At 50.2% G+C, this 15,173-nt stretch carries 30 protein-coding genes and 1 pseudogene; 30 read left to right on the top strand and 1 reads right to left on the bottom strand.

Going from position 1 to position 15,173, the window contains the following annotated elements; translation table 11 throughout:
• From tuf to bfr, 3 genes and pseudogenes are all read left to right on the top strand, one after another.
• A pseudogene (gene tuf, locus ACNQ0T_RS22105) lies at positions 1-175 on the top strand (elongation factor Tu); the annotation flags it as partial.
• 177 nt (positions 176-352) lie between these two features.
• Positions 353-547 (top strand): bacterioferritin-associated ferredoxin, encoded by a 195-nt coding sequence (gene bfd / locus ACNQ0T_RS22100; protein WP_003863268.1) that lies wholly within the window; start codon positions 353-355, stop codon positions 545-547.
• A 72-nt stretch (positions 548-619) separates the two neighbouring features.
• On the top strand, positions 620-1,096 hold the full coding sequence (bfr, locus tag ACNQ0T_RS22095) for a bacterioferritin (RefSeq protein ID WP_003863270.1): 477 nt from the start codon (positions 620-622) through the stop codon (positions 1,094-1,096).
• Here bfr and ACNQ0T_RS22090 read toward each other — a convergent pair.
• Entirely contained in the window at positions 1,080-1,553 is a 474-nt protein-coding gene (locus tag ACNQ0T_RS22090; RefSeq protein WP_048966381.1) for a prepilin peptidase, read from the bottom strand. The genes bfr and ACNQ0T_RS22090 overlap by 17 nt on opposite strands.
• A gap of 380 nt (positions 1,554-1,933) precedes the next feature.
• On the opposite strand from ACNQ0T_RS22090, the gene rpsJ reads away from it, so the two are divergent.
• The 27 genes from rpsJ (at position 1,934) to ACNQ0T_RS21955 (ending at position 15,162) form a co-directional block, all read left to right on the top strand.
• A complete protein-coding gene (gene rpsJ, locus ACNQ0T_RS22085; RefSeq protein WP_001181005.1) occupies positions 1,934-2,245 on the top strand; it encodes a 30S ribosomal protein S10 in 312 nt (103 codons plus the stop codon).
• Positions 2,246-2,277: 32 nt separating this feature from the next.
• Positions 2,278-2,907: a 50S ribosomal protein L3 gene (gene rplC / locus ACNQ0T_RS22080; protein WP_006178923.1), complete on the top strand. Its 630-nt coding sequence runs from the start codon at positions 2,278-2,280 to the stop codon at positions 2,905-2,907.
• Between the two features lie 10 nt (positions 2,908-2,917).
• The gene (gene rplD, locus ACNQ0T_RS22075; RefSeq protein ID WP_000424395.1) at positions 2,918-3,523 is read left to right on the top strand and encodes a 50S ribosomal protein L4; all 606 of its coding nucleotides are present in this window, start codon (positions 2,918-2,920) and stop codon (positions 3,521-3,523) included.
• Positions 3,520-3,822: a 50S ribosomal protein L23 gene (gene rplW / locus ACNQ0T_RS22070; RefSeq protein ID WP_000617546.1), complete on the top strand. Its 303-nt coding sequence runs from the start codon at positions 3,520-3,522 to the stop codon at positions 3,820-3,822. The genes rplD and rplW overlap by 4 nt, the downstream gene beginning before the upstream one ends.
• A 17-nt stretch (positions 3,823-3,839) precedes the next feature.
• Positions 3,840-4,661: a 50S ribosomal protein L2 gene (gene rplB, locus ACNQ0T_RS22065; RefSeq protein WP_000301859.1), complete on the top strand. Its 822-nt coding sequence runs from the start codon at positions 3,840-3,842 to the stop codon at positions 4,659-4,661.
• A 16-nt stretch (positions 4,662-4,677) separates the two neighbouring features.
• Positions 4,678-4,956: a 30S ribosomal protein S19 gene (gene rpsS, locus ACNQ0T_RS22060; RefSeq protein WP_001138117.1), complete on the top strand. Its 279-nt coding sequence runs from the start codon at positions 4,678-4,680 to the stop codon at positions 4,954-4,956.
• Between the two features lie 14 nt (positions 4,957-4,970).
• On the top strand, positions 4,971-5,303 hold the full coding sequence (gene rplV / locus ACNQ0T_RS22055) for a 50S ribosomal protein L22 (protein ID WP_002919773.1): 333 nt from the start codon (positions 4,971-4,973) through the stop codon (positions 5,301-5,303).
• Between the two features lie 17 nt (positions 5,304-5,320).
• Positions 5,321-6,022 (top strand): 30S ribosomal protein S3, encoded by a 702-nt coding sequence (gene rpsC, locus ACNQ0T_RS22050; protein ID WP_000529945.1) that lies wholly within the window; start codon positions 5,321-5,323, stop codon positions 6,020-6,022.
• A 12-nt stretch (positions 6,023-6,034) separates the two neighbouring features.
• Positions 6,035-6,445 carry a 50S ribosomal protein L16 gene (gene rplP / locus ACNQ0T_RS22045; protein ID WP_002919759.1) on the top strand — a complete coding sequence of 137 codons (411 nt, stop codon included), beginning with the start codon at positions 6,035-6,037 and terminating at the stop codon, positions 6,443-6,445.
• Positions 6,445-6,636 carry a 50S ribosomal protein L29 gene (gene rpmC / locus ACNQ0T_RS22040; RefSeq protein WP_003863282.1) on the top strand — a complete coding sequence of 64 codons (192 nt, stop codon included), beginning with the start codon at positions 6,445-6,447 and terminating at the stop codon, positions 6,634-6,636. Before rplP ends, rpmC begins: the two co-directional genes overlap by 1 nt.
• Entirely contained in the window at positions 6,636-6,890 is a 255-nt protein-coding gene (rpsQ, locus tag ACNQ0T_RS22035; RefSeq protein ID WP_002438707.1) for a 30S ribosomal protein S17, read from the top strand. Before rpmC ends, rpsQ begins: the two co-directional genes overlap by 1 nt.
• Positions 6,891-7,056: 166 nt before the next feature.
• On the top strand, positions 7,057-7,428 hold the full coding sequence (gene rplN / locus ACNQ0T_RS22030; RefSeq protein ID WP_002919748.1) for a 50S ribosomal protein L14: 372 nt from the start codon (positions 7,057-7,059) through the stop codon (positions 7,426-7,428).
• A 10-nt stretch (positions 7,429-7,438) separates the two neighbouring features.
• A complete protein-coding gene (gene rplX / locus ACNQ0T_RS22025; protein WP_003863287.1) occupies positions 7,439-7,753 on the top strand; it encodes a 50S ribosomal protein L24 in 315 nt (104 codons plus the stop codon).
• Between the two features lie 14 nt (positions 7,754-7,767).
• A complete protein-coding gene (gene rplE, locus ACNQ0T_RS22020) occupies positions 7,768-8,307 on the top strand; it encodes a 50S ribosomal protein L5 (RefSeq protein WP_022649589.1) in 540 nt (179 codons plus the stop codon).
• 14 nt (positions 8,308-8,321) lie between these two features.
• Positions 8,322-8,627 carry a 30S ribosomal protein S14 gene (gene rpsN / locus ACNQ0T_RS22015; RefSeq protein ID WP_003863291.1) on the top strand — a complete coding sequence of 102 codons (306 nt, stop codon included), beginning with the start codon at positions 8,322-8,324 and terminating at the stop codon, positions 8,625-8,627.
• Positions 8,628-8,657: 30 nt separating this feature from the next.
• Entirely contained in the window at positions 8,658-9,050 is a 393-nt protein-coding gene (rpsH, locus tag ACNQ0T_RS22010; RefSeq protein ID WP_006178918.1) for a 30S ribosomal protein S8, read from the top strand.
• A gap of 12 nt (positions 9,051-9,062) precedes the next feature.
• Positions 9,063-9,596: a 50S ribosomal protein L6 gene (gene rplF, locus ACNQ0T_RS22005; RefSeq protein ID WP_003863296.1), complete on the top strand. Its 534-nt coding sequence runs from the start codon at positions 9,063-9,065 to the stop codon at positions 9,594-9,596.
• A 9-nt stretch (positions 9,597-9,605) separates the two neighbouring features.
• Positions 9,606-9,959, top strand: coding sequence for a 50S ribosomal protein L18 (gene rplR, locus ACNQ0T_RS22000; protein ID WP_003863297.1), 354 nt, complete (start codon positions 9,606-9,608; stop codon positions 9,957-9,959).
• Between the two features lie 14 nt (positions 9,960-9,973).
• Complete coding sequence (gene rpsE, locus ACNQ0T_RS21995) at positions 9,974-10,474, top strand: 30S ribosomal protein S5 (RefSeq protein WP_003863299.1); 501 nt, start codon at positions 9,974-9,976, stop codon at positions 10,472-10,474.
• Positions 10,475-10,480: 6 nt separating this feature from the next.
• Entirely contained in the window at positions 10,481-10,660 is a 180-nt protein-coding gene (rpmD, locus tag ACNQ0T_RS21990; RefSeq protein WP_003863301.1) for a 50S ribosomal protein L30, read from the top strand.
• A 3-nt stretch (positions 10,661-10,663) separates the two neighbouring features.
• Entirely contained in the window at positions 10,664-11,098 is a 435-nt protein-coding gene (gene rplO, locus ACNQ0T_RS21985) for a 50S ribosomal protein L15 (RefSeq protein WP_014885468.1), read from the top strand.
• A gap of 7 nt (positions 11,099-11,105) precedes the next feature.
• Positions 11,106-12,437, top strand: a complete 1,332-nt coding sequence (gene secY, locus ACNQ0T_RS21980; RefSeq protein ID WP_003863305.1) for a preprotein translocase subunit SecY — start codon at positions 11,106-11,108, stop codon at positions 12,435-12,437.
• A gap of 31 nt (positions 12,438-12,468) precedes the next feature.
• Positions 12,469-12,585, top strand: a complete 117-nt coding sequence (rpmJ, locus tag ACNQ0T_RS21975) for a 50S ribosomal protein L36 (protein WP_000868187.1) — start codon at positions 12,469-12,471, stop codon at positions 12,583-12,585.
• A 146-nt stretch (positions 12,586-12,731) separates the two neighbouring features.
• Positions 12,732-13,088: a 30S ribosomal protein S13 gene (gene rpsM / locus ACNQ0T_RS21970; protein ID WP_003863308.1), complete on the top strand. Its 357-nt coding sequence runs from the start codon at positions 12,732-12,734 to the stop codon at positions 13,086-13,088.
• A 16-nt stretch (positions 13,089-13,104) separates the two neighbouring features.
• Positions 13,105-13,494, top strand: a complete 390-nt coding sequence (rpsK, locus tag ACNQ0T_RS21965) for a 30S ribosomal protein S11 (protein ID WP_003863312.1) — start codon at positions 13,105-13,107, stop codon at positions 13,492-13,494.
• Positions 13,495-13,526: 32 nt separating this feature from the next.
• Complete coding sequence (rpsD, locus tag ACNQ0T_RS21960; protein ID WP_003863314.1) at positions 13,527-14,147, top strand: 30S ribosomal protein S4; 621 nt, start codon at positions 13,527-13,529, stop codon at positions 14,145-14,147.
• Positions 14,148-14,172: 25 nt separating this feature from the next.
• Entirely contained in the window at positions 14,173-15,162 is a 990-nt protein-coding gene (locus ACNQ0T_RS21955) for a DNA-directed RNA polymerase subunit alpha (protein WP_002919219.1), read from the top strand.
• Positions 15,163-15,173 lie beyond the last annotated feature (11 nt).

Raw genomic sequence — 15,173 nt, 5'->3', positions numbered from 1 at the left:
CGTGACCGGTACCATCGAACTGCCAGAAGGCGTAGAGATGGTAATGCCAGGCGACAACATCAAGATGGTTGTGACTCTGATCCACCCAATCGCGATGGACGACGGTCTGCGTTTCGCAATCCGTGAAGGCGGCCGTACCGTTGGCGCGGGCGTTGTTGCTAAAGTTCTGGGCTAATTAATTATCCCTGAAATAAAAAGGACGCTTCGGCGTCCTTTTTTGTTTTCTGCCGTTGGGCATTGTCATAAAAATTCGCATTTTTTGCTTTCTCCCGCCACGTATTCCGACGCCCGTGCTATTGTAATCATAACCATTCTCACTTACACTTTGCGCATATTTTGAACGGGAGTCTTTATGTACGTTTGTTTATGTAATGGTGTAAGCGACAAAAAAATTCGTCAGGCCGTTCGCCAGTTTCAACCACAATCTTTCCAGCAGCTTCGTAAGTTTGTTCCGGTGGGAAATCAATGCGGTAAATGCGTTCGCGCAGCGCGTGAGATCATGCAGGACGAACTGATGCAGATCCCGGAATTCAAAGAGATCGCGTAAGCCTCCATCTTTTTTTTGACATCCCCGTAGCCCGATCTACGCTTCAATGAGTGGAAGCGGAGGGACTATATAATGAAAGGTGATGTTAAAATCATAAGTTATCTCAATAAATTATTGGGAAATGAGCTTGTCGCAATCAATCAGTATTTTCTCCATGCAAGAATGTTCAAAAACTGGGGACTGACTCGCCTCAACGATGTTGAATACCATGAGTCCATTGATGAAATGAAACACGCCGATAAATATATTGAGCGTATTTTATTCCTCGAAGGCATTCCTAACCTACAGGATCTCGGAAAACTGGGCATCGGAGAAGATGTTGAAGAGATGCTGCGTTCTGATCTCCGGCTAGAGCTGGAGGGTGCAAAAGACCTGCGTGAAGCCATTGCCTATGCGGACAGCGTACATGACTACGTCAGCCGGGATATGATGATCCAGATCCTGGCCGATGAAGAAGGGCACATCGACTGGCTTGAGACCGAACTGGATCTCATTAGCAAAATTGGCCTACAGAACTACCTTCAGTCTCAGATCAAAGTGGAAAGTTAATCAGGCTTTCCCAGCCAACGCATAAACCCGCTGCCGCCAGAAATGGCCCAAAAGGCAGTGGGTTTTTTAATGCCTGCTTATCAGGGTTGAACAACGAGAAACCAACCAGATACAGCAGAGCCATTAACGCGGCCACTAATGCCAGTACTGGCAGTACACACCAGCCATGCCATGCTCCCAGCGCCGCAAGATATTTTATGTCGCCATACCCCATCCCTTCACGTCGGCAGATGAGTCGATATCCCCAATAGATAACGGCGAATCCGGCGTATCCTGCCGTCGCACCCACTACCGCGCTCGGCAAAAAATCAGGATGAAGACAAAGCTGGTAGAGCAGGCCCGTCCATAGCAGCGGGCAAAGGAATTTATCGGGAAGCAGCCCCGTGCGAATATCGGTGCGTACAAGCAAGGCCGATAACGCAAAATAGATCAGCAGAAAGGGGAGGGACATTAGCATAGCGAGAGCCTCAAAATGGTTTGAGCGCATACTCGTAACAATCTGCATGCCCGGCAATGTGTAAAAACAACAATTGCATAGCGGCTTCAGACAAAGAGTTGAGAAGGGATACTTTGCATAAAAAATTGCGAGGCCTTACGCAGAGTACGACTTTGGCGCTTAATTTCTAAACGGCACTTGCGTCTTTCGCTGATTTACGTATAATGCGCGGGCTTGTCGTAATTGACGGCGGGTTCAATCTGAACCAGAGTAGCTCACTTTGTTACTCAACAATGCTCCCAATTGGGGAGCTACGTAAGAACGGTTACACTCTCCCATCAATCGTAATGGGTTTGAGGAGTAATCATTTTCGTTTATAAAATAATTGGAGCTCTGGTCTCATGCAGAACCAAAGAATCCGTATCCGCCTTAAAGCGTTTGATCATCGTCTGATCGATCAATCAACCGCGGAAATCGTCGAGACTGCTAAGCGCACTGGTGCGCAAGTCCGTGGTCCGATCCCGCTGCCGACCCGCAAAGAGCGCTTTACCGTTCTGATCTCTCCGCACGTTAACAAAGATGCGCGTGATCAGTACGAGATCCGCACTCACAAGCGTCTGGTTGACATCGTTGAGCCAACTGAGAAAACCGTTGATGCTCTGATGCGTCTGGATCTGGCTGCCGGTGTAGACGTGCAGATCAGCCTGGGTTAATCAGGTCATCGAGCGATTGAGAGGTTGATACAATGATTGGTTTAGTCGGTAAAAAAGTGGGCATGACCCGCATCTTCACTGAAGATGGCGTTTCAATCCCAGTAACCGTAATCGAAGTTGAAGCAAACCGCGTTACCCAGGTTAAAGATCTGGCTAACGATGGCTACCGCGCTGTTCAGGTGACCACTGGTGCTAAAAAAGCTAACCGTGTAACCAAACCAGAAGCGGGTCACTTCGCTAAAGCTGGCGTAGAAGCTGGCCGTGGTCTGTGGGAATTCCGTCTTGCTGAAGGCGAAGAGTTCACCGTAGGTCAGGACATTAGCGTTGAGCTGTTTGCTGACGTTAAAAAAGTTGACGTAACCGGTACCTCTAAAGGTAAAGGTTTTGCTGGTACCGTTAAGCGCTGGAACTTCCGTACCCAGGACGCTACTCACGGTAACTCCTTGTCTCACCGCGTTCCGGGTTCTATCGGTCAGAACCAGACTCCGGGCAAAGTGTTCAAAGGCAAGAAAATGGCAGGTCAGCTGGGCAACGAACGTGTAACCGTTCAGAGCCTGGACGTAGTACGTGTTGACGCTGAGCGCAACCTGCTGCTGGTTAAAGGTGCGGTCCCGGGTGCAACCGGTAGCGACCTGATCGTTAAACCAGCTGTGAAGGCGTAAGGGGATAGCAATGGAATTAGTATTGAAAGACGCGCAGAGCGCGCTGACTGTTTCCGAAACTACCTTCGGTCGTGATTTCAACGAAGCGCTGGTTCACCAGGTTGTTGTTGCTTATGCAGCTGGTGCTCGTCAGGGTACTCGTGCTCAGAAGACTCGTGCTGAAGTAACTGGTTCAGGCAAAAAGCCATGGCGCCAGAAAGGTACCGGCCGTGCGCGTTCAGGTTCTATCAAGAGCCCGATCTGGCGTTCAGGTGGCGTGACCTTCGCTGCGCGTCCACAGGACCACAGTCAAAAAGTTAACAAAAAGATGTACCGCGGCGCGCTGAAAAGCATCCTGTCCGAACTGGTACGTCAGGATCGTCTGATCGTTGTCGAGAAGTTCTCTGTTGAAGCGCCTAAAACTAAGCTGCTGGCACAGAAACTGAAAGACATGGCTCTGGAAGATGTGCTGATCATCACCGGTGAGCTGGACGAGAACCTGTTCCTGGCCGCGCGTAACCTGCACAAGGTTGACGTACGCGACGCGACTGGTATCGACCCGGTTAGCCTGATCGCCTTCGACAAAGTCGTAATGACTGCTGATGCTGTTAAGCAAGTTGAGGAGATGCTGGCATGATTCGTGAAGAACGTCTGCTGAAGGTGCTGCGCGCACCGCACGTTTCTGAAAAAGCGTCTACTGCGATGGAAAAAACAAACACCATCGTTCTCAAAGTTGCTAAAGACGCGACCAAAGCAGAGATCAAAGCTGCTGTGCAGAAACTGTTTGAAGTCGAAGTCGAAGTCGTTAACACCCTGGTAGTTAAAGGGAAAGTTAAACGTCACGGACAGCGTATCGGTCGTCGTAGCGACTGGAAAAAAGCTTACGTCACCCTGAAAGAAGGCCAGAACCTGGACTTCGTTGGCGGCGCTGAGTAAGTCGGAGGAGTAATACAATGGCAGTTGTTAAATGTAAACCGACATCTCCGGGTCGTCGCCACGTAGTTAAAGTGGTTAACCCTGAGCTGCACAAGGGCAAACCTTTTGCTCCGTTGCTGGAAAAAAACAGCAAATCCGGTGGTCGTAACAACAATGGCCGTATCACCACTCGTCACATCGGTGGTGGCCACAAGCAGGCTTATCGTATTGTTGACTTCAAACGCAACAAAGACGGTATCCCAGCAGTTGTTGAGCGTCTTGAGTACGATCCGAACCGTTCCGCGAACATCGCGCTGGTTCTGTACAAAGATGGCGAACGCCGTTACATCCTGGCCCCTAAAGGCCTGAAAGCTGGCGACCAGATTCAGTCTGGCGTTGATGCTGCAATCAAAGCAGGCAACACCCTGCCGATGCGCAATATCCCGGTTGGTTCTACCGTTCATAACGTAGAAATGAAACCAGGTAAAGGCGGTCAGCTGGCGCGTTCCGCGGGTACTTACGTTCAGATCGTTGCGCGTGACGGTGCTTATGTCACCCTGCGTCTGCGTTCTGGTGAAATGCGTAAAGTCGAAGCAGACTGCCGCGCTACTCTGGGCGAAGTTGGCAATGCTGAGCATATGCTGCGCGTTCTGGGTAAAGCTGGTGCTGCACGCTGGCGTGGTGTTCGTCCTACCGTTCGCGGTACTGCGATGAACCCAGTCGATCACCCACATGGTGGTGGTGAAGGTCGTAACTTTGGTAAGCACCCGGTAACTCCGTGGGGCGTTCAGACCAAAGGTAAGAAGACCCGCAGCAACAAGCGTACTGATAAATTTATCGTACGTCGCCGTAGCAAATAATTTTAGAGGATAAGCCATGCCACGTTCTCTCAAGAAAGGTCCTTTTATTGACCTGCACTTGCTGAAGAAGGTAGAGAAAGCGGTGGAAAGCGGAGACAAGAAGCCCCTGCGCACTTGGTCCCGTCGTTCAACGATCTTTCCTAACATGATCGGTTTGACCATCGCTGTCCATAATGGTCGTCAGCACGTTCCAGTCTTTGTTACCGACGAAATGGTTGGTCACAAACTGGGTGAATTCGCACCGACTCGTACTTATCGCGGCCACGCTGCTGATAAAAAAGCGAAGAAGAAATAAGGTAGGAGGAAGAGATGGAAACTTTAGCTCAACATCGCCATGCTCGTTCTTCTGCACAGAAGGTTCGCCTTGTTGCTGACCTGATTCGCGGTAAGAAAGTGTCGCAGGCCCTGGACATCCTGACCTATACCAACAAGAAAGCTGCGGTATTGGTCAAGAAAGTACTGGAATCTGCCATTGCTAACGCTGAACACAACGATGGCGCTGACATCGACGATCTGAAAGTCGCGAAAATTTTCGTAGATGAAGGCCCAAGCATGAAGCGCATTATGCCGCGTGCGAAAGGTCGTGCAGATCGCATCCTGAAGCGCACCAGCCACATTACTGTGGTTGTGTCCGATCGCTGAGACTCTGGAGACTAGCAATGGGTCAGAAAGTACATCCTAATGGTATTCGCCTGGGTATTGTAAAACCATGGAACTCTACCTGGTTTGCGAACACCAAAGAATTCGCTGACAACCTGGACAGCGATTTTAAAGTACGTCAGTACCTGACTAAGGAACTGGCTAAAGCGTCTGTATCTCGTATCGTTATCGAGCGTCCAGCTAAGAGCATCCGTGTGACTATTCACACTGCTCGCCCTGGCATCGTTATCGGTAAGAAAGGCGAAGACGTAGAAAAACTGCGCAAGGTCGTAGCGGATATCGCTGGCGTTCCTGCACAGATCAATATCGCTGAAGTTCGTAAGCCTGAACTGGACGCTAAATTGGTTGCTGACAGCATCACTTCTCAGCTGGAACGTCGTGTTATGTTCCGTCGTGCTATGAAGCGTGCTGTACAGAACGCAATGCGTCTGGGCGCTAAGGGTATCAAAGTTGAAGTTAGCGGCCGTCTGGGCGGCGCGGAAATCGCACGTACCGAATGGTACCGCGAAGGTCGCGTACCGCTGCACACTCTGCGTGCTGACATCGACTACAACACCTCTGAAGCGCACACCACTTACGGTGTAATCGGCGTTAAGGTATGGATCTTCAAAGGTGAGATCCTGGGTGGTATGGCTGCTGTTGAACAACCGGAAAAACCGGCTGCTCAACCTAAAAAGCAGCAGCGTAAAGGCCGTAAATAAGGAGCGTCGCTGATGTTACAACCAAAGCGTACAAAATTCCGTAAAGTGCACAAAGGCCGCAACCGTGGTCTGGCGCAGGGTACGGATGTTAGCTTCGGCACTTTCGGTCTGAAAGCTGTTGGCCGTGGTCGTCTGACTGCACGTCAGATCGAAGCAGCACGTCGTGCAATGACCCGTGCAGTTAAGCGTCAAGGTAAGATCTGGATCCGTGTATTCCCGGACAAACCGATCACCGAGAAGCCACTGGAAGTTCGTATGGGTAAAGGTAAAGGTAACGTGGAGTACTGGGTTGCCTTGATCCAACCGGGCAAAGTCCTTTATGAAATGGACGGTGTACCGGAAGAGCTGGCCCGTGAAGCCTTCGGCCTGGCAGCAGCGAAACTGCCTATCAAAACCACCTTTGTAACTAAGACGGTGATGTAATGAAAGCAAAAGAGCTGCGTGAAAAAAGCGTTGAAGAGCTGAACGCTGAGCTGCTGAACCTGCTGCGTGAGCAGTTCAACCTGCGTATGCAGGCTGCAAGTGGCCAGCTGCAACAGACTCACCTGCTGAAGCAAGTGCGTCGCAATGTTGCGCGCGTTAAGACTTTACTGACTCAGAAGGCGGGTGCGTAATGACCGATAAAATCCGTACTCTGCAAGGTCGTGTTGTTAGCGATAAAATGGAGAAATCCATTGTTGTAGCTATCGAACGTTTTGTGAAACACCCGATCTACGGTAAATTCATCAAGCGTACGACCAAACTGCACGTACATGACGAGAACAACGAATGTGGTATCGGCGACAAGGTTGAAATCCGTGAATGCCGTCCACTGTCCAAGACTAAGTCCTGGACGCTGGTTCGCGTTGTAGAGAAAGCGGTTCTGTAATAGAGTACGCATTCTCAATACGAATAAACGGCTCAGCAATGAGCCGTTTATTTTTTCTACCCATATTGCAGAAGCGGTGTTATAATGCCGCGCCCTCGATATGGGGCTTTTTAACGGCTCTGATTTTAGAGTCTCAGGTAGTAGTTGACATTAGCGGAGCACTAAAATGATCCAAGAACAGACTATGCTGAACGTCGCCGACAACTCCGGTGCACGTCGCGTAATGTGTATCAAGGTTCTGGGTGGCTCGCACCGTCGCTACGCAGGCGTAGGCGACATCATCAAGATCACCATCAAGGAAGCAATTCCACGTGGTAAGGTCAAAAAAGGTGATGTGCTGAAGGCGGTAGTGGTGCGCACCAAGAAGGGTGTTCGTCGCCCTGACGGTTCTGTCATTCGCTTCGATGGTAATGCATGCGTTATTTTAAACAATAACAGCGAGCAGCCTATCGGCACGCGTATCTTTGGGCCGGTAACTCGTGAACTTCGTACTGAGAAGTTCATGAAAATTATCTCTCTGGCACCAGAAGTACTCTAAGGAGCGAATCATGGCAGCGAAAATCCGTCGTGATGACGAAGTTATCGTGTTAACCGGTAAAGATAAAGGTAAACGCGGTAAAGTAAAAAATGTTCTGTCTTCCGGCAAACTCGTCGTTGAAGGTATCAACCTGGTTAAGAAACATCAGAAGCCGGTTCCGGCCCTGAACCAACCAGGCGGCATCGTTGAAAAAGAAGCTGCTATTCAGGTTTCTAACGTTGCAATCTTCAATGCGGCTACCGGTAAGGCTGACCGTGTAGGCTTTAGATTCGAAGACGGCAAAAAAGTCCGTTTCTTCAAGTCTAACAGCGAAACTATCAAGTAATTTGGAGTAGTACGATGGCGAAACTGCATGATTACTACAAAGACGAAGTAGTTAACAAACTCATGACTGAGTTTAGCTACAATTCTGTCATGCAAGTCCCTCGGGTCGAGAAGATCACCCTGAACATGGGTGTTGGTGAAGCGATCGCTGACAAGAAACTGCTGGATAACGCAGCAGCTGACCTGACAGCAATCTCCGGTCAAAAACCGCTGATCACCAAAGCACGCAAATCTGTTGCAGGCTTCAAAATCCGTCAGGGCTATCCGATCGGCTGTAAAGTAACTCTGCGTGGCGAACGCATGTGGGAGTTCCTTGAGCGCCTGATCACTATTGCTGTTCCACGTATCCGTGACTTCCGTGGCTTGTCCGCTAAGTCTTTCGACGGTCGTGGTAACTACAGCATGGGTGTCCGTGAGCAGATCATCTTCCCAGAAATCGACTACGATAAAGTCGACCGCGTGCGTGGTTTGGATATTACCATTACCACTACTGCGAAATCTGATGAAGAAGGCCGTGCTCTGCTGGCTGCCTTTGACTTCCCGTTCCGCAAGTAAGGTAGGGTTACTGAATGGCTAAGCAATCAATGAAAGCACGCGAAGTAAAGCGCGTAGCTTTAGCTGATAAATTCTTCGCTAAACGCGCTGAACTGAAAGCGATCATTTCTGATGTGAACGCTTCCGACGAAGATCGTTGGAATGCGGTTCTCAAGCTGCAGTCTCTGCCGCGTGATTCCAGCCCGTCTCGTCAGCGTAACCGCTGTCGTCAAACAGGTCGTCCACATGGTTATGTGGGCAAGTTTGGGTTGAGCCGTATCAAACTGCGTGAAGCCGCCATGCGCGGTGAAGTACCAGGCTTGAAAAAGGCTAGCTGGTAATTACCAATTGAATCACGGGAGTAAAGACAGATGAGCATGCAAGATCCGATCGCGGATATGCTGACCCGTATCCGTAACGGTCAGGCCGCGAACAAAGTTGCGGTCACCATGCCTTCCGCCAAGCTGAAAGTGGCAATTGCCAACGTGCTGAAGGAAGAAGGTTTTATCGAAGATTTTAAAGTTGAAGGCGACACCAAGCCGGAACTGGAACTTACTCTCAAGTATTTCCAGGGTAAAGCTGTTGTAGAAAGCATTCAGCGTGTCAGCCGCCCAGGCCTGCGCATCTATAAGAAAAAAGATGAGCTGCCAAAAGTAATGGCTGGTCTTGGTATCGCAGTTGTTTCTACCTCTAAAGGTGTTATGACTGATCGTGCAGCGCGCCAGGCTGGTCTTGGTGGCGAAATTATCTGCTACGTAGCCTAATCGGAGGAAAGAATGTCTCGTGTTGCTAAAGCACCGGTCGTTATTCCTGCCGGCGTTGATGTCAAAATCGACGGTCAGGTTATTACGATCAAAGGTAAAAACGGCGAGCTGACTCGTACCCTCAACAAAGCTGTTGAAGTTAAACATGCAGATAACGCTCTGACCTTCGGTCCACGTGATGGTTTCGTGGATGGATGGGCTCAGGCTGGTACCGCGCGTGCCCTGCTGAACTCAATGGTTGTTGGTGTTACCGAAGGCTTCACTAAAAAGCTTCAGCTGGTTGGTGTAGGTTATCGTGCAGCTATCAAAGGGAATGCAGTAGGCCTGTCTCTGGGCTTCTCACACCCTGTTGAGCATCCGCTGCCGGCCGGAATCACTGCAGAATGCCCGACTCAGACTGAAATCGTGCTGAAAGGCGCTGATAAACAGCTGATCGGTCAGGTTGCAGCAGATCTGCGCGCCTACCGTCGTCCTGAGCCTTATAAAGGCAAGGGTGTTCGTTACGCCGACGAAGTCGTGCGTACCAAAGAGGCTAAGAAGAAGTAAGGTAACACTATGGATAAGAAATCTGCTCGTATCCGTCGTGCGACCCGCGCACGCCGCAAGCTCAAAGAGCTGGGTGCAACTCGCCTGGTGGTACATCGTACCCCGCGTCATATTTACGCACAGGTAATTGCACCGAACGGTTCTGAAGTTCTGGTAGCTGCTTCTACTGTAGAAAAAGCTATCTCAGAACAATTGAAGTATACCGGTAACAAAGACGCCGCTGCAGCTGTAGGTAAAGCTGTTGCAGAACGCGCTCTGGAAAAAGGCATCAGCAATGTTTCCTTTGACCGTTCCGGGTTCCAATATCATGGTCGTGTCCAGGCACTGGCAGATGCTGCCCGTGAAGCTGGCCTTCAGTTCTAAGGTAGAGGTGTAAGATGGCTCACATCGAAAAACAGGCTGGCGAACTGCAGGAAAAGCTGATCGCGGTAAACCGCGTATCTAAAACCGTTAAAGGTGGTCGTATTTTCTCCTTCACAGCTCTGACTGTAGTGGGTGATGGTAACGGTCGCGTTGGTTTTGGTTACGGTAAAGCGCGTGAAGTTCCAGCAGCGATCCAGAAAGCGATGGAAAAAGCCCGTCGCAATATGATTAACGTCGCGCTGAACAACGGTACCCTGCAACACCCAGTTAAAGGTGTTCACACGGGTTCTCGTGTATTCATGCAGCCAGCTTCCGAAGGTACCGGTATCATCGCCGGTGGTGCAATGCGCGCCGTTCTGGAAGTTGCTGGAGTTCATAACGTTCTGGCTAAAGCATATGGTTCCACCAACCCGATCAACGTGGTTCGTGCAACTATTGATGGCCTGGAAAATATGAATTCTCCAGAAATGGTCGCTGCCAAGCGTGGTAAATCCGTTGAAGAAATTCTGGGGTAATTGACCATGGCAAAGACTATTAAAATCACTCAAACCCGCAGTGCAATCGGTCGTCTGCCGAAACACAAGGCAACGCTGCTTGGCCTGGGTCTGCGTCGTATTGGTCATACCGTTGAGCGCGAGGATACTCCTGCTGTTCGTGGTATGGTCAACGCGGTTTACTTCATGGTTAAAGTTGAGGAGTAAGAGATGCGTTTAAATACTCTGTCTCCGGCCGAAGGCTCTAAAAAGGCGGGTAAACGCCTGGGTCGTGGTATCGGTTCTGGCCTCGGCAAAACCGGTGGTCGTGGTCACAAAGGTCAGAACTCTCGTTCTGGCGGTGGCGTACGTCGCGGTTTCGAGGGTGGCCAGATGCCACTGTACCGTCGTCTGCCGAAGTTCGGCTTCACCTCTCGCAAAGCAGCGATTACAGCGGAAATCCGTCTGTCTGACCTGGCGAAAGTTGAAGGCGGCGTTGTAGACCTGAATACGCTGAAAGCAGCTAACATTATCGGTATCCAGATCGAGTTCGCGAAAGTGATCCTGTCTGGTGAAGTTTCTACTCCGGTAACTGTTCGTGGCCTGCGTGTTACTAAAGGTGCTCGTGCTGCTATCGAAGCTGCTGGCGGTAAAATTGAGGAATAAGTAGCAGATGGCTAAGCAACCGGGATTAGATTTTCAAAGTGCCAAAGGTGGATTTGGCGAGCTGAAACGCAGACTGCTGTTTGTAATCGGCGCGCTGATTGTGTTCCGTATTGGCTCTTTTATTCCGATCCCTGGTATTGATGCCGCTGTACTTGCCAAACTGCTTGAGCAACAGCGAGGCACCATCATTGAAATGTTCAACATGTTCTCTGGTGGTGCTCTCAGCCGTGCTTCTATTTTCGCACTGGGTATTATGCCGTACATTTCGGCATCGATTATTATCCAGCTGCTGACGGTCGTTCATCCGGCCCTGGCAGAGTTGAAGAAAGAAGGGGAGTCTGGACGTCGTAAGATTAGCCAGTACACCCGTTACGGCACTCTGGTGCTGGCAATATTCCAGTCGATCGGTATTGCTACCGGTCTTCCGAATATGCCTGGTATGCAGGGCCTGGTATTAAACCCAGGCTTTGCATTCTATTTCACCGCTGTTGTAAGTCTGGTCACAGGGACCATGTTCCTGATGTGGCTCGGCGAACAGATTACTGAACGAGGTATCGGTAACGGTATCTCAATCATTATCTTCGCCGGTATCGTTGCGGGTCTCCCGCCGGCCATCGCCCATACTATCGAGCAAGCGCGTCAAGGCGACCTGCACTTCCTCCTGTTGCTGTTGGTTGCAGTATTAGTATTTGCAGTGACGTTCTTTGTTGTCTTCGTTGAACGTGGTCAACGCCGCATTGTGGTGAACTACGCTAAACGTCAGCAGGGTCGTCGTGTCTATGCTGCACAGAGCACACATTTACCGCTGAAAGTGAATATGGCGGGGGTTATCCCGGCTATCTTCGCTTCCAGTATTATTCTGTTCCCGGCAACCATCGCGTCATGGTTCGGGGGCGGTACTGGTTGGAACTGGCTGACAACAATTTCGCTGTATTTGCAGCCTGGGCAACCACTTTATGTGTTACTCTATGCGTCTGCGATCATCTTCTTCTGTTTCTTCTACACGGCGTTGGTCTTCAACCCGCGTGAAACAGCAGATAACCTGAAGAAGTCCGGTGCATTTGTACCAGGAATTCGTCCGGGAGAGCAAACGGCGAAGTATATCGATAAAGTAATGACTCGCCTGACTTTGGTTGGTGCGCTTTATATTACTTTTATCTGCCTGATCCCGGAGTTCATGCGTGATGCAATGAAAGTACCGTTCTACTTCGGTGGGACCTCACTGCTTATCGTTGTTGTCGTGATTATGGACTTTATGGCTCAAGTGCAAACTCTGATGATGTCCAGTCAGTATGAGTCTGCATTGAAGAAGGCGAACCTGAAAGGCTACGGCCGCTAAATGGTCGTCTGAGAAGTTACGGAGAGTAAAAATGAAAGTTCGTGCTTCCGTCAAGAAATTATGCCGTAACTGCAAAATCGTTAAGCGTGATGGTGTCATCCGTGTGATTTGCAGTGCCGAGCCGAAGCATAAACAGCGCCAAGGCTGATTATTTCGCATATTTTTCTTGCAAAGTTGGGTTGAGCTGGCTAGATTAGCCAGCCAATCTTTTGTATGTCTGTACGTTTCCATTTGAGTATCCTGAAAACGGGCTTTTCAGCATGGTGCGTACATATTAAATAGTAGGAGTGCATAGTGGCCCGTATAGCAGGCATTAACATTCCTGATCAGAAACATGCTGTGATCGCATTAACTTCGATCTACGGCGTCGGCAAGACCCGTTCCAAAGCCATTCTGGCTGCAGCGGGTATCGCTGAAGATGTTAAGATCAGTGAGCTGTCTGAAGAACAAATCGACACGCTGCGTGACGAAGTTGCCAAATTTGTCGTTGAAGGTGATCTGCGCCGTGAAATCAGCATGAGCATCAAGCGCCTGATGGATCTTGGTTGCTATCGCGGTTTGCGTCATCGTCGTGGTCTGCCAGTGCGCGGTCAGCGTACTAAGACCAACGCACGTACCCGTAAGGGTCCGCGCAAACCGATCAAGAAATAATCGGGGTGATTGAATAATGGCAAAGGCACCAGTTCGTGCACGTAAACGTGTAAGAAAACAAGTCTCTGACGGCGTGGCTCATATCCATGCTTCTTTCAACAACACCATCGTTACTATTACTGATCGTCAGGGTAACGCATTGGGTTGGGCAACAGCCGGTGGTTCCGGTTTCCGTGGTTCTCGCAAATCCACTCCGTTCGCAGCTCAGGTTGCAGCAGAGCGTTGCGCTGAAGCCGTAAAAGAATACGGCATCAAGAATCTGGAAGTTATGGTTAAAGGTCCGGGTCCGGGTCGTGAATCTACTGTTCGCGCTCTGAACGCCGCTGGTTTCCGCATCACGAATATTACTGATGTGACTCCGATCCCTCATAACGGTTGTCGTCCGCCGAAAAAACGTCGCGTATAACGCTCGTTTTTTAGGTTAGTTGGAGATAGAAAATGGCAAGATATTTGGGTCCTAAGCTCAAGCTGAGCCGTCGTGAGGGCACCGACTTATTCCTTAAGTCTGGCGTTCGCGCGATCGATACCAAGTGTAAAATTGAACAAGCTCCTGGCCAGCACGGTGCGCGTAAACCGCGTCTGTCTGACTATGGTGTGCAGTTGCGTGAAAAGCAAAAAGTTCGCCGTATCTACGGTGTGCTGGAGCGTCAGTTCCGTAACTACTATAAAGAAGCAGCACGTCTGAAAGGCAACACAGGTGAAAACCTGCTGGCTCTGCTGGAAGGTCGTCTGGACAACGTTGTATACCGTATGGGCTTCGGCGCGACTCGTGCTGAATCACGCCAGTTGGTTAGCCATAAAGCAATCATGGTAAACGGTCGTGTTGTTAACATCGCTTCTTATCAGGTTAAAGCGAATGACGTTGTTAGCATTCGTGAGAAAGCGAAAAAGCAATCTCGCGTGAAAGCCGCTCTGGAGCTGGCTGAGCAGCGTGAAAAGCCAACCTGGCTGGAAGTTGATGCTGGCAAGATGGAAGGTACGTTCAAGCGTCAGCCTGAGCGTTCTGATCTGTCTGCGGACATTAACGAACACCTGATCGTCGAGCTTTACTCCAAGTAAAGCTTAGTACCAAAGAGAGGACACAATGCAGGGTTCTGTGACAGAGTTTCTAAAACCGCGCCTGGTAGATATCGAGCAAGTGAGTTCGACGCACGCCAAGGTGACCCTTGAGCCTTTAGAGCGTGGCTTTGGCCATACTCTGGGTAACGCACTGCGCCGTATTCTGCTCTCATCGATGCCGGGTTGCGCGGTGACCGAGGTTGAGATTGATGGTGTACTTCATGAGTACAGCACCAAAGAAGGCGTTCAGGAAGATATCCTTGAAATCCTGCTCAACCTGAAAGGGCTGGCGGTGAGAGTTCAGGGTAAAGATGAAGTTATTCTTACTCTGAATAAATCTGGCATTGGCCCTGTGACTGCAGCCGACATCACCCACGACGGTGATGTTGAAATCGTCAAGCCGCAGCACGTGATCTGCCACCTGACCGATGAGAACGCAGCTATTAGCATGCGTATCAAAGTTCAGCGCGGTCGTGGTTATGTGCCGGCTTCTGCCCGAATTCATTCGGAAGAAGATGAGCGCCCAATCGGCCGTCTGCTGGTCGACGCATGCTACAGCCCTGTAGAGCGTATTGCCTACAATGTTGAAGCAGCGCGTGTAGAACAGCGTACCGACCTGGACAAGCTGGTCATCGAAATGGAAACCAATGGCACAATCGATCCTGAAGAGGCGATTCGTCGTGCGGCAACCATCCTGGCAGAACAACTGGAAGCTTTCGTTGACTTACGTGATGTACGTCAGCCGGAAGTGAAAGAAGAGAAACCAGAATTCGATCCGATCCTGCTGCGCCCTGTTGACGATCTGGAATTGACTGTCCGCTCTGCTAACTGCCTCAAGGCAGAAGCTATCCACTATATCGGTGATCTGGTACAGCGTACCGAGGTTGAGTTGCTGAAAACGCCGAACCTGGGTAAAAAATCTCTTACCGAGATTAAAGACGTGCTGGCTTCACGTGGTCTGTCTCTGGGCATGCGCCTGGAAAACTGGCCACCGGCAAGCATTGCTGACGAGTAACCGGATCACAG

The organism is Enterobacter cloacae complex sp.6700776 (assembly GCF_048284255.1).
Lineage (GTDB): Bacteria > Pseudomonadota > Gammaproteobacteria > Enterobacterales > Enterobacteriaceae > Enterobacter > Enterobacter intestinihominis.
The sequence above is the reverse complement of the archived record's forward strand: the minus strand, read 5'-3'. Positions and strand labels throughout refer to the sequence as shown.

Excerpts from the sequence above, each read along its gene's own strand:
- bfd (WP_003863268.1), top strand. The coding sequence starts at position 353 with ATGTACGTTTGTTTATGTAATGGTGTAAGCGACAAAAAAATTCGTCAG.
- bfr (WP_003863270.1), top strand. The coding sequence starts at position 620 with ATGAAAGGTGATGTTAAAATCATAAGTTATCTCAATAAATTATTGGGA.
- ACNQ0T_RS22090 (WP_048966381.1), bottom strand. The coding sequence starts at position 1,553 with ATGCTAATGTCCCTCCCCTTTCTGCTGATCTATTTTGCGTTATCGGCC.
- rpsJ (WP_001181005.1), top strand. The coding sequence starts at position 1,934 with ATGCAGAACCAAAGAATCCGTATCCGCCTTAAAGCGTTTGATCATCGT.
- rplC (WP_006178923.1), top strand. The coding sequence starts at position 2,278 with ATGATTGGTTTAGTCGGTAAAAAAGTGGGCATGACCCGCATCTTCACT.
- rplD (WP_000424395.1), top strand. The coding sequence starts at position 2,918 with ATGGAATTAGTATTGAAAGACGCGCAGAGCGCGCTGACTGTTTCCGAA.
- rplW (WP_000617546.1), top strand. The coding sequence starts at position 3,520 with ATGATTCGTGAAGAACGTCTGCTGAAGGTGCTGCGCGCACCGCACGTT.
- rplB (WP_000301859.1), top strand. The coding sequence starts at position 3,840 with ATGGCAGTTGTTAAATGTAAACCGACATCTCCGGGTCGTCGCCACGTA.
- rpsS (WP_001138117.1), top strand. The coding sequence starts at position 4,678 with ATGCCACGTTCTCTCAAGAAAGGTCCTTTTATTGACCTGCACTTGCTG.
- rplV (WP_002919773.1), top strand. The coding sequence starts at position 4,971 with ATGGAAACTTTAGCTCAACATCGCCATGCTCGTTCTTCTGCACAGAAG.
- rpsC (WP_000529945.1), top strand. The coding sequence starts at position 5,321 with ATGGGTCAGAAAGTACATCCTAATGGTATTCGCCTGGGTATTGTAAAA.
- rplP (WP_002919759.1), top strand. The coding sequence starts at position 6,035 with ATGTTACAACCAAAGCGTACAAAATTCCGTAAAGTGCACAAAGGCCGC.
- rpmC (WP_003863282.1), top strand. The coding sequence starts at position 6,445 with ATGAAAGCAAAAGAGCTGCGTGAAAAAAGCGTTGAAGAGCTGAACGCT.
- rpsQ (WP_002438707.1), top strand. The coding sequence starts at position 6,636 with ATGACCGATAAAATCCGTACTCTGCAAGGTCGTGTTGTTAGCGATAAA.
- rplN (WP_002919748.1), top strand. The coding sequence starts at position 7,057 with ATGATCCAAGAACAGACTATGCTGAACGTCGCCGACAACTCCGGTGCA.
- rplX (WP_003863287.1), top strand. The coding sequence starts at position 7,439 with ATGGCAGCGAAAATCCGTCGTGATGACGAAGTTATCGTGTTAACCGGT.
- rplE (WP_022649589.1), top strand. The coding sequence starts at position 7,768 with ATGGCGAAACTGCATGATTACTACAAAGACGAAGTAGTTAACAAACTC.
- rpsN (WP_003863291.1), top strand. The coding sequence starts at position 8,322 with ATGGCTAAGCAATCAATGAAAGCACGCGAAGTAAAGCGCGTAGCTTTA.
- rpsH (WP_006178918.1), top strand. The coding sequence starts at position 8,658 with ATGAGCATGCAAGATCCGATCGCGGATATGCTGACCCGTATCCGTAAC.
- rplF (WP_003863296.1), top strand. The coding sequence starts at position 9,063 with ATGTCTCGTGTTGCTAAAGCACCGGTCGTTATTCCTGCCGGCGTTGAT.
- rplR (WP_003863297.1), top strand. The coding sequence starts at position 9,606 with ATGGATAAGAAATCTGCTCGTATCCGTCGTGCGACCCGCGCACGCCGC.
- rpsE (WP_003863299.1), top strand. The coding sequence starts at position 9,974 with ATGGCTCACATCGAAAAACAGGCTGGCGAACTGCAGGAAAAGCTGATC.
- rpmD (WP_003863301.1), top strand. The coding sequence starts at position 10,481 with ATGGCAAAGACTATTAAAATCACTCAAACCCGCAGTGCAATCGGTCGT.
- rplO (WP_014885468.1), top strand. The coding sequence starts at position 10,664 with ATGCGTTTAAATACTCTGTCTCCGGCCGAAGGCTCTAAAAAGGCGGGT.
- secY (WP_003863305.1), top strand. The coding sequence starts at position 11,106 with ATGGCTAAGCAACCGGGATTAGATTTTCAAAGTGCCAAAGGTGGATTT.
- rpmJ (WP_000868187.1), top strand. The coding sequence starts at position 12,469 with ATGAAAGTTCGTGCTTCCGTCAAGAAATTATGCCGTAACTGCAAAATC.
- rpsK (WP_003863312.1), top strand. The coding sequence starts at position 13,105 with ATGGCAAAGGCACCAGTTCGTGCACGTAAACGTGTAAGAAAACAAGTC.
- rpsD (WP_003863314.1), top strand. The coding sequence starts at position 13,527 with ATGGCAAGATATTTGGGTCCTAAGCTCAAGCTGAGCCGTCGTGAGGGC.
- ACNQ0T_RS21955 (WP_002919219.1), top strand. The coding sequence starts at position 14,173 with ATGCAGGGTTCTGTGACAGAGTTTCTAAAACCGCGCCTGGTAGATATC.